The sequence below is a fragment of the Luteolibacter sp. LG18 genome (genome assembly GCF_036322585.1).
Lineage (GTDB): Bacteria > Verrucomicrobiota > Verrucomicrobiia > Verrucomicrobiales > Akkermansiaceae > Luteolibacter.
Map to the genome: position 1 here is coordinate 4,552,340 of NZ_AP024600.1, position 12,675 is coordinate 4,565,014.

General features: G+C 64.0%; 9 protein-coding genes. 6 read left to right on the forward strand and 3 right to left on the reverse strand.

The annotated features are described in order from the left end of the window. Positions 1-62: 62 nt before the first annotated feature. Positions 63-950, reverse strand: a complete 888-nt coding sequence (locus llg_RS17975) for a phosphatidylserine decarboxylase (protein WP_338286218.1) — start codon at positions 948-950, stop codon at positions 63-65. Between the two features lie 264 nt (positions 951-1,214). Between llg_RS17975 and llg_RS17980 the strand changes: the two genes are divergently transcribed. The 4 genes from llg_RS17980 to llg_RS17995 all read left to right on the forward strand — a co-directional run bounded on the left by llg_RS17980 (position 1,215) and on the right by llg_RS17995 (position 5,988). After that, positions 1,215-1,811, forward strand: coding sequence for a hypothetical protein (locus llg_RS17980; RefSeq protein ID WP_338286220.1), 597 nt, complete (start codon positions 1,215-1,217; stop codon positions 1,809-1,811). Between the two features lie 41 nt (positions 1,812-1,852). Continuing rightward, the gene (locus tag llg_RS17985; protein WP_338286221.1) at positions 1,853-3,136 is read left to right on the forward strand and encodes a cytochrome c biogenesis protein ResB; all 1,284 of its coding nucleotides are present in this window, start codon (positions 1,853-1,855) and stop codon (positions 3,134-3,136) included. Next, positions 3,133-5,205, forward strand: a complete 2,073-nt coding sequence (gene ccsA / locus llg_RS17990; protein ID WP_338286222.1) for a cytochrome c biogenesis protein CcsA — start codon at positions 3,133-3,135, stop codon at positions 5,203-5,205. Before llg_RS17985 ends, ccsA begins: the two co-directional genes overlap by 4 nt. 285 nt (positions 5,206-5,490) lie before the next feature. After that, positions 5,491-5,988, forward strand: a complete 498-nt coding sequence (locus llg_RS17995; protein WP_338286223.1) for a DUF6799 domain-containing protein — start codon at positions 5,491-5,493, stop codon at positions 5,986-5,988. Between the two features lie 135 nt (positions 5,989-6,123). Here llg_RS17995 and llg_RS18000 read toward each other — a convergent pair whose 3' ends face one another. After that, entirely contained in the window at positions 6,124-7,008 is an 885-nt protein-coding gene (locus tag llg_RS18000; RefSeq protein WP_338286225.1) for a hypothetical protein, read from the reverse strand. Between the two features lie 394 nt (positions 7,009-7,402). On the opposite strand from llg_RS18000, the gene htpG reads away from it, so the two are divergent. Next, positions 7,403-9,247: a molecular chaperone HtpG gene (gene htpG / locus llg_RS18005; RefSeq protein ID WP_338286226.1), complete on the forward strand. Its 1,845-nt coding sequence runs from the start codon at positions 7,403-7,405 to the stop codon at positions 9,245-9,247. Between the two features lie 519 nt (positions 9,248-9,766). Here htpG and llg_RS18010 read toward each other — a convergent pair. Next, the gene (locus llg_RS18010; RefSeq protein ID WP_338286227.1) at positions 9,767-10,918 is read right to left on the reverse strand and encodes a class I SAM-dependent rRNA methyltransferase; all 1,152 of its coding nucleotides are present in this window, start codon (positions 10,916-10,918) and stop codon (positions 9,767-9,769) included. A gap of 64 nt (positions 10,919-10,982) precedes the next feature. On the opposite strand from llg_RS18010, the gene llg_RS18015 reads away from it, so the two are divergent. Further along, entirely contained in the window at positions 10,983-12,164 is a 1,182-nt protein-coding gene (locus llg_RS18015) for an RsmB/NOP family class I SAM-dependent RNA methyltransferase (RefSeq protein WP_338286228.1), read from the forward strand. Positions 12,165-12,675 lie beyond the last annotated feature (511 nt).

The following is a 12,675-nucleotide window of genomic DNA, read 5'->3' on the forward strand; positions in this document are numbered from 1 at the left end:
TCGTTCGGATGGGTGGCGTGTGGATGGGCGAAGCTCTTCGTTTAGAATTTAGTGCTTAAGATTTAGTGCTTCGTGGCCATCACGCAGCCCATTCGCGCATACGTCTCCACCTGTTTCAACGAGTTCTCCAACAGATCCGGCGCCAAGGCCACTCTTCCCGGTTCGAAAATGGTGATGGTGGAGGAGCCGCCGAAGGCGAAGTAGCCCTTCTCCGCGCCTTTCGCGACCGGCTGGCCGGGCGTGAAAGTCTGGAGGATGGAGCCCACGCAGGTGGCGCCGATTTCCAACAGCAGCACGGTGCCGAGGTCCGGCGTTTCGAGGCGGGTGATGGTGCGCTTGTTTTCCCAGAGATAGGCGAGGTTCTGGCGCAGGGCGAGGGGAGAGACGGAGAACAGCGGGCCGTTGATCGTCTCGGTGGCGGAGGGCGTGCCGGAGCAGGGGAAGTGGAACCGGTGGTAATCGACCGGGCACAGGCGGGACAACACCAGCGGACCATCGGCGTAGCGGGCGGCCAGCTCGCGGGAGCCGAGCAGCTTTTCGAGGTCGAAGCGCTGGCCTTTCACGAACACGCCGTCCATCGATGCGGCGCGCTCGAACCCGAGGTGGCGGCCATCGGCGGGGAACACCACCGGCGCGGCCTCGATCGGGCGCGCGGCGGGCTTCAGTTTCCGATAGAAGAACTCATTGAAGCTGCGGAAGGAGGCCGGATCATCGGCGAAGTCCTCCACCTTCATGCCGTAGTCCACGATGAACGGCGCGACCTTTGCCGCGGAGGCGGGCCGGTCCATCCGCCAGCCGTAGAATTTCGAGAAAAACGGCCGCTTCACGAAGGCCTCCAGCGACAACCGGCCGAGCGGCGTGCCGTAGGCCCAGCGCAGGAATCCCTCGCCATAGACCTGCTCGGTCTCCATCGCCCCGGTGTGTCGGTTGTAGTATCGGATCGGCTCCACGCGGGCTTTTACGGGTGAATGGCCCTTCGGGCAAGGGCCTTGGGCCAGAATCCAGAGTCCAGAAACCAGAAAAGAGACTCCGAGGTCGGGCTCTTACTCGATCATTGTCACTCTCCCGACCCACCCCGACGAGCGTCAATCGGTGCCCCATCTCTTCCTCTTCTCTGGATTCTGGTTTCTGGACTCTGGATTCTGGCTTTCAGCCTTCGGCTGAAAGCCATTTCCCCTTGCACGGCATGACGGGCGCGACTATTCCCCCCGGCGATGAAAATCCCGGCGTTTCTCGGACTCGTGGCCGTGCTTTCCCTTTCCGCCTGCCGCAAGCCGCCGGCGGAGGTCACGGTGACCGAAACCCGCGCCGAGACTTCGAACGACACCACGCCGAAGCTCTTCGCGACCAGCGACGAGCGGTTCCGCGACAAGCGGACGAGCCCGGTGACCGGCACCACGCCACAGGGCTGGTTGCAACTGCCGTCCACCCAGTTCCGACTGCTGAACTACCGTTTCGGCGAAAGCGGGCTCGGCGAGGTGTCGGTGGGCATTTCCACCGGCTCGGTGCTGGACAACGTGAACCGCTGGCTGGGCCAGTTCAACGCGCCGAAGCTCACCGCCGAGACGCTCGATGAACGCCGCCGCGTGGCCATCGTGGACACCGCGGGCGTGTGGGTGGAGGCGGATGGCACCTATTCCGGCGGCATGGCCGGAGCCGAGTCCCGCCCGGGCTTCGCGCTGGCCGGGGTGGTGGCGGACGTGAACGGCCGCATCCTCACCGTGAAAATGACCGGCCCGAAGGACGAGGTGACCGAGGCGAAGGCCGCGCTGGAAGCCTTCTGCAAGTCGCTGGCGCTCGCCGGTGAATGATCAGCCTCCCGTGAACCGTAGGCACGTCCGCTGATTTTCCCATGGAAGCCGCTTCCACCACCACCAAACGCCCGGCCTCGCTGCCGGTGCGGATCTTCAATGTCCTGTCCGGCTTCGGTCTGGCCACCGTGCTGCTGCTCCTGCTGGGGCTGCTGACCTGGCTGGCCACGCTGGAGCAGGTGGAGCGCGGCCTGTTGCCGACGTTGAAGAAGTACTTCGACTCGTCCTCGTTCTTCTTCACGCCCGAGCTGAAGGTGATGAACGTGGGCGGCACCCAGCTCAAGTTTCCGCTGCCCGGCGGCTACTGGGTGTGTTTGCTGCTGTTCGTGAACCTGTTCCTCGGCGGCGTGATCCGCGCGCGGAAGGGCTGGCGGCACTGGGGAAACCTGATCTCCCACTCCGGCATCCTGTTCCTGATCGTGGCCGGCGGCGTGGCGCAGTGGAAGGAAGTGCGCGGCAACATGGTGCTCCAGCAGGGGCAGACCAGCAACGTGGCGCAGGATTACACCGAGTTCGTGGTCGAGGTGTCCGAGATCAAGGACGGCAAGCCGACGAACATCCACGTGATCCGCGGCGAGCACCTCGACGACCTCCAGCCGCAGGCGATCGGGTCATGGAAATGGTTCGCCCGGAAGACCAGCGGCATGGACACCACCGGCTCCACGCCGCGTGATTTCAAGCTGCCGGATTTCCCCTTCGACCTCCAGGTCAACGGGTGGATGTCGAACAGCCAGCCGGTCGCCGCCGTCGAGCGCGCGCCGGAGAACCAGGAGCTCATCGCCGATGGCTACTACCTGGTGCGGAAGGAAGACGAGAAGCAGGCCGAGGCGAACCTCGCGGGTTGCTATGCCCGCGTGATGAACCGCGATGGCACCGCCGGCGAGCCCTTCATTCTCGCCGCCGCCAGTTTCCACGGCAAGACGGTGAAGGTGGGTGAGCGCGTGTTCCTGGTGGACATCCACAAGCGCTACTGGCCGATGCCCTACCAGGTGCGCCTGAACAAGTTCACCGCCACCTTCGCGCCGAACACGATGAAGCCGGAGAGCTTCGTGAGCGAGGTGACCCGCATCGACGATGGCCACGAGGTGAACGCCACCATCCAGATGAACGAGCCGATGCGCAACAAGGGGCTCACCTTCTTCCAGGCCAGCTACGGCCCGCAGGGCGAGCGCGATCCCGCGAAAATGTATTCCGTGCTGGAGGTGGTGCAGAATCCCTCCGACCAGTGGCCGAAGATCAGCATCGCGATCGTCGCCTTCGGCCTCGCCCTCCAGTTCCTCCTGAAACTGGTGACCTATATCCACGCCCGCCTGAAATCGGCATGAACAAGACTCCCGCCAAACGCAACGTGGCCGTCCGCTGGGTGGCCCTCGGCTTCCTGCTCGCGGGGGCCGCGCTCTTCGGAGGCATCGCCCTGGTCCAGAAGCTCCAGGAGCCGAAGCCCCGCCACATCGAGGCCTACACGCCCTGGTCCGAGGAGACCCTGAAGATCGCCGAGTCCATCCCGGTGCAGGATGGCGGCCGCGTGAAGCCGCTCTCCACCTTCGCGGGCTTCGCGCTCTATCAGATCCACGGCGACCGCTCGATGAAGATCGACGTGCCGGACACCAGCCCGACGGCGAAATCGGACAAGGACGGCAAACCCGCGCACAAGGTGATCACGCTGAAGCCGACCGCGTGGCTGCTCGATTGCCTGTTCCGCCCGGAGGTGGCGGTGGACCTGCCGATGTTCCGCATCGACAACTCGGCGGTGGTGAAAGGCCTCGGCCTGGAAACCGGGGCCAAGCGCGACCGCTACAGCTTCCGCGAGCTCCAGCCCGGCCGTGCCAAGCTCGACGAGCTGGCGAAGACCTACGAGGCGATCGAATCCACCAAGCGCGAGCCCGAGCAGCAGCAGACAGTGGACCTCGCCACCAACGTGCGGAAGCTGGAGGGCCTGCTGACCTACTTCGCCTTCACCCGCGGTATCCAGATGGACGCCACCAAGCCCGGCGCCCCGCGCGGTGCGGCGATGAGCGTAGTGATGGCCGCCGCCCCGGCCGTGCGCCAGGCGCTCACCGACGCCCAGGCCCAGCACCGCGAGATCCCGGACCACGTGAAATCGCTGCTCGAACAGGTGGTGGACATGGCGAACTACGCGAAGAGCACGCTGCTGCTGTTCCCGCCGGATACCGCCGACGACCGCGCCTGGACCGGCGTGGGCAACGAGATCATGCCGGTGATGCTCCAGCAGGCCGCCGATCCGAAGCGCTCGATCGAGCGCGTGCAGCAGCTTGAGAAGATCGCCGCCGCCGCAGGGCAGGGGGATGACGCCTTCCGCACCGAGCTGGTGAAGTTCCGCGACATGACCCAGGCCCTGGCCGAGAAGCGCGGCGAGTACCGTGCGATCAAGACCGAGGTGTCCTACTACCGCGCCGATTGGTTCCTGAACGCCTTCGTTTACTTCCTCCTCGCCACCTTGCTGGCTTTCGGCATGTGGGCGGCGGGCTGGAACCTCACCGGGCGCATCTTCGCCTGGGCCACCGGCCTGCTTACCGCAACCGGCGCGGTCTACTGCGTGATCGCCATCGCCCAGCGCTGCTACATCATGCAGCGCCCGCCGATCGGAAATCTCTACGACACCACGATCTGCATCGGAGCCGCGATCGTGATCCTGTCGCTGATCGTGGAGCTCCTCACGCGGAAACGCTTCGCGCTCGGCCTGGCTCCGGCGCTCGGTGCCGCACTCGTCCTGGTGTCCCGCCTCTACGAGGTGGGCGACGCGAAGGACCACATGGACCCGCTGGTGGCCGTGCTGCGCTCGAACTACTGGCTCACCATCCACGTGATCACCATCACCATGGGCTACTGCGCCGGCCTGCTCACCGCGCTGCTGTCCCACATCTACGTCTTCATGCGCGGCACCGGCCTGGACGATGGCGACCGCGCGCTGCGCCGCACCTTGACCCGCGCCGCCTACGGCTGCGTGTGCTTCACGCTGTTCCTCTCGCTGGTGGGCACCGTGCTCGGCGGCGTGTGGGCGAACGATTCCTGGGGCCGCTTCTGGGGCTGGGACCCGAAGGAGAACGGTGCGCTGCTGATCGTGCTGTGGAACCTCGCCATCCTCCACGCCCGCCTCGGCGGCTACCTGAAGGAGTGGGCCTTCCACCTCGCCTGCATGTTCGGCTCGAACGTGGTGATGTTCTCGTGGTGGCACGTGAACTTCTTCAACACCGGCCTGCACAACTACGGCTTCACCTCCGGCCGCGGCCTGATCTGGATGTGGTACGGCGTGGAAACCGCCCTCATTGTGCTCGGCGCGATCGCCTGCGCGATCCAGAGCGGCACCGAACAGGGCCGCCGCGGGACTCGCGCGGAAGAGTTGCCTAGCGGCACGCCGGTGACGGAGGGGTGAGAGGTAGCGCGAAGCTTGGCTTCGCGTGCGGGTTGCAGCCCTTTGCAGGGAAAGGGCGCCCCTCATCCCATCGCGGCTCCTCCATGCGAAATGCACTTGTTAGAGTGGGGAATGCATATTGCAGCGCGAAAACACCCATTACAGCCCGGCGCCAACCAGCTCGCCGCCTATCATTGGTCAACAACGCGTTGCGATTAATTTTCCCGACCCGATCGAACTAGGTCGAGCCTGTTGGAACACCTCATGCGAAAAGGATCGTTGGATTCCTTCCATCCATCCATTCCCATGAAACCCACCCTCATCGCCCTCGTTTCGACCGTGCTGGTGATCGCCACCACCGCGGTGGCGAAACCGGTTCCGGCATTCGTCCCCACGCCGTCGCCAGTCACGCGCCTCTCGCCCGGTGACCGCCTCCTCAAGGTGAGCGATCGCATGGTGGTGATCCGCCACGGCGTGGCCCGTCCGCTGACCGCTCCGGCCACTCTCGCCAATGGCAGCCAGGTCACCGTGGACGGAGTCGTGGTTTCGAAAACCGGCAGCCGCGTGAAACTCCCGGACTGTGGAGTGATCGGCTACGAGGGCAAGCGCCTCCACGACACCACCGCCCGCGTGCTGATGATCGATGGCCAGCTCATGGTCCTGCGGGACGGCGTCACCCGTCGCATCGAGATGCGCACCTCCCTCGGCGGCGGCCGCACCGTCACCCAGGAGGGCTACCTCATCGAACGCAATGGCACCCGCCGCGAACTCCCGGAAGGCACCCTGCTGGCCTTCGAAAAGTAGCACGAGTTTTCAACTTGTGAGTGGGAGGACCTCCCCAAACCCGTGCAGGTCCAGTTTTTCATCCGGTTGCCCCTGAACCCCAAAAGTGCCGCCGGGATCATCTCCGCCGCCCCATTCGCAAGTTGGAAACCTGCACTACTTCACGGTCACACGGATCTCGCCCTTCGGCTCGATCTTCACACCATCGATGCCCTTCAGCTTTTCCGCCGCGGCGGAGAGATTCATATACAAGGTGCCTTCCTCATCCTCCACCTTCTTGGTCTTCGCCGGATCGGCGCTGAAGCGTCCGTGATCGATCTCTAGAAGCGTGATGACGTTTTCCTGCACGAACGCGGCATCCGTCGACGCGATGCCGTCCTCCAGCACCACCTTCAGTCCCTTCCTGTCCTTCGCGGCGTTGGTCCTCCAAGCTTCTGCAAACTGCTCTTGCTTGAGCATGTCGCGGGAGGGTGTGGTTGGCTCGGCCGCGTCTTCCTTTCCTTCCTTCTTTTGGGTGACGAGCTTTTCGATCTCCGCGGGATCGTTCTTGGGCGAGTGGATGGTCAGGGTGCCGTCGCGATAAGTGAACGTGATCGGTTTCGCCAAGCCCTTGCCTTTGGGTTCGCGGTCCGGCTCGTCCAGCCCTGGCGCAAATGGATCCTCGGGTTCGATTTCCAGGGTGTTGATATCCTCGAAGTGATAGGTGATCCGGCAGCCATTCCGGTTGCCCTTTTTCAGCTTCTCGTAACCGCCGAACGTGACACCCTTGCCCATGGTCGCGGCAACCTTGCGTTCGAATTCGGCGTAGAATTCCCGCGGCAGGGTGCCCAGGTCGGGATTTCCTTCTGGGCCGCCAATTGTGATTTTCCGGCGCTTTTCCGGCGGCGGATCCAGGGTGACCTCGATGCCCTCGTCGAAATAGATCTCCCGGACCACTGCCCCGCTGCCGTCTTTCTTCAGATGGATCGATGTTTCCACATCGAAACAGCCGGTGAGGCACAACGCCATCACTCCAAGCAGCCATGAGGAAAGGGCTTTCATGAGAATCCAAGGGAATGGCATCCATGTCTCCGGGGCAAGATCAAACGGGAGGGGGTAGGTAGCACAAGTTTTCAACTTGTGAGTGGGTGCACACACCACGTCGCGTGCAGATCCAGTCCGCCTATGAGTGACCAGTTGTCAGTGGGCCTGGGGTCAGTGAAAAGAAACAAGAGCCAGAGGAGAGCATTCTCTTTTCTGGCCACTGACCTCCAGCCACCGGCCACTCATGAGCCAACCGCACCTGCCCCCGTCATGGCGAGTCCACCCCACCCACGTTCTCCCGAACGCGGCTACGGCGGAAAGGCCACTGCCTCCGCTTTTGACACCGGCGGTCCCGTGGCTATCATCCGCGCCCCGGATTCCCCGGGAACCATCCCGAACCGCCATTCCCATCATGAGCGAGGCCACTCTCGAAAAGCACGTCTTCCAGGCTGAGATCAAGCAACTGCTCGATCTCGTCGTCCACTCCCTCTACACCGACCGCGAGATCTTCCTGCGCGAGCTGGTCTCGAACGCGTCCGACTCGATGGAGAAGCTCCGCCACCTCCAGGGCATCGAGAAGGACATTCAGGACGGCGAACTGCCGCTGGAAATCACCATCACCGCGGATGCCGAGGGCAAGACGCTGACCATCGAGGACCGCGGCATCGGCATGACCCGCGAGGAACTCGTCGAGAACCTCGGCACGATCGCGCACTCCGGCACGAAGGCTTTCCTCCAGGCGATGAAGGAAAGCGGCGGCTCGCCGGGCAACATGATCGGCCAGTTCGGCGTCGGCTTCTACTCCGCCTTCATGGTGGCGAATGAGGTGAAGGTTTACACCCGCAGCTGGAAGAAGGACGGCGAGGGCCTCGTCTGGACCAGCGATGGCACCAGCGGCTACACCATCGAGGAGGCCCCCGAGCAGGCCCGCGGCGTGAAGATCGTGCTGCACCTCAAGGACGACCAGTCCGAGTACGCGGAGCAGGCCCGCATCAAGCGCCTGATCGAAACCTACAGCAATTTCGTCGGCTTCCCGATCCTGCTCGAAGGCGAGCGCGTGAACCACGTCGAGGCGCTGTGGCTGAAGAACAAGGCCGACATCACCGAGGAGGAATACAAGGCCTTCTACCAGTTCACCGCGAAGGCCTTCGACGAGCCCGCCTACCGCCTGCACTTCAGCGCGGACGCGCCGATCGCGATCAACGCGCTGCTGTTCGTGCCTTCGGAAAACCCGGAGCGCTGGGGCATGAGCAAGATGGAGCCCGCCGTGGCGCTGTATTGCCGCAAGGTGCTCATCGATCCCGCGCCGAAGGGCCTGTTGCCGGAGTGGATGCGCTTCGTGAAGGGCGTAATCGACAGCGCGGACATCCCGCTGAACATCTCCCGCGAGACCATGCAGGACAGCGCGCTGGTAAAGAAGCTGGGCAGCGTGATCAGCAAGCGCGTGATCAAGATGTTCGAGAAGGAGGCCGCCGCCGATTCGGAGAAATACAACGGCTTCTACAAGAAGTTCGAACGCTTCCTCAAGGAAGGCGTCGCCACCGACCACGCGAACAAGGAGGCACTCGCCAAGTTGCTCCGTTTCGAGTCCTCGATGACCGACGCGGGCAAACTCTCCAGCTTCACCGACTACCTAACCCGCGCGAAGGACGGCCAGGAAAAGATCTACTACCTCATCGGCCCGAACCGCGAGCAACTCGAAAGCAGCCCGTATCTGGAGGCCTTCAAGGCACGCGGCCTGGAAGTGGTCTATTTCACCGACGCGATCGATGAATACGTCCTCGACACCCTCGGCGAGGTCGAGGGCAAGCAGCTCGTCGCGATCACCAGCGCCGGGGTCGAGCTGGAGGATTCCAGCGCCGAAGGGGAGTCGCTGAGCGCCGCCGAAACCGAATCGCTGTGTTCTTTCCTCAAGGACGAGTTCGGCGACCGCGTCAATTCGGTGGCCGCCGGCCAGCGCCTGGTCGACAGCCCGATCATCGCCCTCGTCCCTCAGGATGGCATGACGCCGCAGATGCGCCGCATGATGAAGGCGATGGACGAGAACTTCAGCGAGGCGGTGAAGGTGGAGATCGAGATCAACCCGCGCCACCCACTGGTCAAGAAACTGGCCGCGGCCCGCAACGGGAATCCGGATGTCGCCAAGCTGGTGGCGCTCCAGCTCCTCGACAACGCCCTCATCTCCGCCGGTCTCCTCGAAGACGCCCGCGACACCATCAGCCGCATGAACGCGCTGATGGAAAAGGCGATGGGGTGAGCGGGAACACGCCGGGACGGCGGTGCAGATTTACAGTCTGCCCGTCGGACGGGCGGGCTGCGTAGCCGCGCTCGTGAGAGCGTGGGTAGGGTGGATTCACCCACAGCCTTGCGAGCTCCAGTCCCGGGTCAGCCTCCGGCCTCTCCAAGCCCGGAGGGCGACGCATCCCAGCCGGTGGCGCAAGCCACCGGACCACGCCCGGGAGTGCATTCAAGTCCCGTCAGGGACGACGCTGCCTGCGCTCTTGCAACGAATTCGTCATTCCCGCGATTTGGAGGAATCCGGAATTCTTCAAACGTCGGGCGCGGGCTTCCATGTGGAATGTCATTGGGCCTCCGCTTGCGTCGCCCCTAACGGGGCTTGGAACTCATGCCGTGCCATACCGGTGGCTTGCGCCACCGGCTGGGATGCGTCGCCCTCCGGGCTCAGAAACACTCTCCAGGGCGGCTACTTTTGGAAAGCGCCGCGAGGAACGTTTGAGCATCTCCCATCCGCAAGTTGGAAACTTGCGCTACGACCTCACATCACCCGGCTCCACAGCACCTTCAGGTACCGCGATTCCGGGTAGTTCGAAAGCTCCGGGTGATCCGGGCCCGCGCCGGTGCGGCCGATGAATTGCAGGCGCTTGCTCTGGCGGTGGGAAACGCCGACGACGATCTTCTCGAACGCGTCCGCGTGGAGCTGGCCGGAGCACGAGCAGGTCACGAAGATGCCGCCCGGTTTCACGAGCTGCACGGCGAGCTTGTTGAGGTCGTTGTATTTCCCGAAGCCCGCCTCGTCCTCCTGGCCGAAGATGAACTTCGGCGGGTCGGCGATGACGAGGTCCCACTGGCGGCCGTTCTCGATCATCGTGCGGATCCAGGTGAAGGCATCGGCATGGGTGAACTTCACGCGCGCGCCATTGAGGTTGGCGTTGCGCTTGGCCATCGCGATCGCGGTTTCATCGAGGTCCACGGCGGTGACCTCGTTCGCGCCGGCGAGCGCGGCATTCACCGAGAATCCGCCGGTGTAGCAGCAGAGGTCGAGCACGTCGCGACCCTTGGCGAGCTCGCCGAAGCGCTTGCGGTTGTCGCGCTGGTCGCAGAAGAAGCCGGTCTTGTGGCCCTCCTGGAAATCGACTTCGAAGGTCACGCCGTGCTCCTTGATCTTCACCGTACGGATGTTTTCCGAAGCGGGGTGGGTGAGGGACGGGATGCCCTCGATCTTCGCGAGCTGGGCGTCCACGCGGATCACCGTGCGCTTCGTGCCGAAGCTCTCGTGGATCACCGGCAGCCAGGAATCGAGGCGCTGCCACGCGGCCAGGGTGGTGACCTCCAGCGACATCACGTCGGCGAACTTGTCCGCCACCAGACCGGGGAGGAAGTCGGCATCGGCGTGGATGCAGCGGTAGGAATCCGTCTCGTCATCGAGGTGGAAAATCTCCTTCCGCAGCTTCGCGGCATTCCGGATGGCATCGAGGAAGAACGATTCATCGACCGGTTCCGGGCGGTGGCTGACCATCCGCAGCGGCATGCGCGCCATCGGATTCCACAGGCCCCAGCCGAAGGTGGTGCCCTGGGTGCCGAAGACCTCCACCAGCGATCCGGGCATGGCATCGCGGGAAACCTCGCCGATCATGCGGGGCCAGATGGACGGGTGGAAGGACAGGTATTTGAGAGTGACGGTCGGCACGCCGCGAGGATGGGCGGAAACTTCGTCATTGAATAGTCAAGAGTGGAAAGGGGAGGCTGCGCGCGTGAAGTTGCACCGGGTATTGGCGGAAGGATGCGTGGCGGTGCTCGATGCCGTGCTCGGGGAAGGGCTGGTCCTGGACCGGGTGCTGGACACCACCTTCCACGCGAACCCCCGCTGGGGAAAACGCGATCGCGCCTTCGTGGCGGAGACCGTGTTCGAGGTGACGCGCTGGAAGCGCGCGCTCGAATTCGTGGCGGACGGCACCGGCCTGCCCGCCTTGTGCGCGGCCCAGTGGCGTCGCATGGAGCTCGTGATCCCCGATTGGTGGCGGTGGGACGGCGTTTCCCTTGAGGAAATGGCCACCCGCGAGGCCGCGCTGCCGGACCAACCGCGGCCGGTGCGGGAATCGATCCCGGATTGGCTGGACGAACTCGGGATGACCGAACTCGGCCGCCATTGGGACGCCGAACTCACCGCTCTCAATCAACGCGCACCGGTCTACCTGCGGGTGAACACGCTGCTCGGTTCCCGCGAGGATGTCTCCCGCTGGCTGGCCGGGGAGGGGATCGAAACCGCCCCGGTGTTCGAGGTGCCGGACGCGCTGAAGGTGACCAAGGGCCGTATTTCCAAGCCACTGCTCGCCTCCGGCCGCATCGAGATCCAGGACGCCGGTTCCCAGCGCATCACGCCGGTGCTCGACCTGGAGCCCGGCATGCGGGTGATCGACGCCTGTGCCGGCGCGGGTGGAAAGACCCTCCACGCCGCCGCCCTGATGCAGAACCGCGGTGAGTTGCTCGCGCTCGACGTCAACGGCCGCAAGCTCCACGAACTCACCCGCCGCGCCGACCGCGCCGGGGTCACCATCGTGGACACCCGCGTGTGGGAGCCGGAAACCCTGCGGGATCTCACCGGCTGGGCCGACCGCGTCCTGATCGATGCACCGTGCTCGGGCTTCGGTACCTTGCGGCGTCAACCGGACCTGAAGTGGCGGCTTTCCGGCCCTTCTTTGGAAAAAACGCGCCGTCTTCAGCGCCGTTTGCTCGATCACTACCCGGAAATGGTCCGTTCCGGCGGGAAATTCGTCTACGCCACCTGCTCGCTGCTCCAGTCCGAGAACCAAGGCCAGATCGCCAACCTGCTGGAACGCGACCCGCGCTGGCAGGTGGAGGAGTCCTTCACCGCCTCACCCGCCACCGATGGCTCGGATGGCCTGTTTGCCGCACGTTTGTCAGCGGCCCGCTGAGGCGTCCCGCACATCGATCACGCCCTGCATGGCGAAATGCGACCGCCGCATTTCAAATTGCACGCCGCGGCGCGCTCCTAGAACAGGTTGTTGAACAGGAACGAACCCCTTCCGAAGTAGATCACGCATCCGATCAGAGCCAGCAGCACCAAGGCGATGAGCCATGTGACGATCCACTTGCCGGACTTCATGCGCTGGATGCTACGGAGGGCCGTTATCTCCGCCAGCATCAATTTGTAATACTGGTTTCAAACGGCTTATGGGGTAATTCATCTCCCGGAACCACTATCCGTAGGGGGCGTGGAACGCCAAGACCCCCACAGAAGGATCACCATCAGCACGATGCTGATCAACGCCACGCCATATCCAATCTGGAACGGCATCCCCTGAGACCACCCTTGAACCACCACCGAGTGGAACAGGCCCCAGAGGAAGAAGGCCGCCGCGACCGCAAAGAACACCCCGGTCGAGATTCTCAGGAACAAGCGCACGGAGGATGACTTAGCGAATT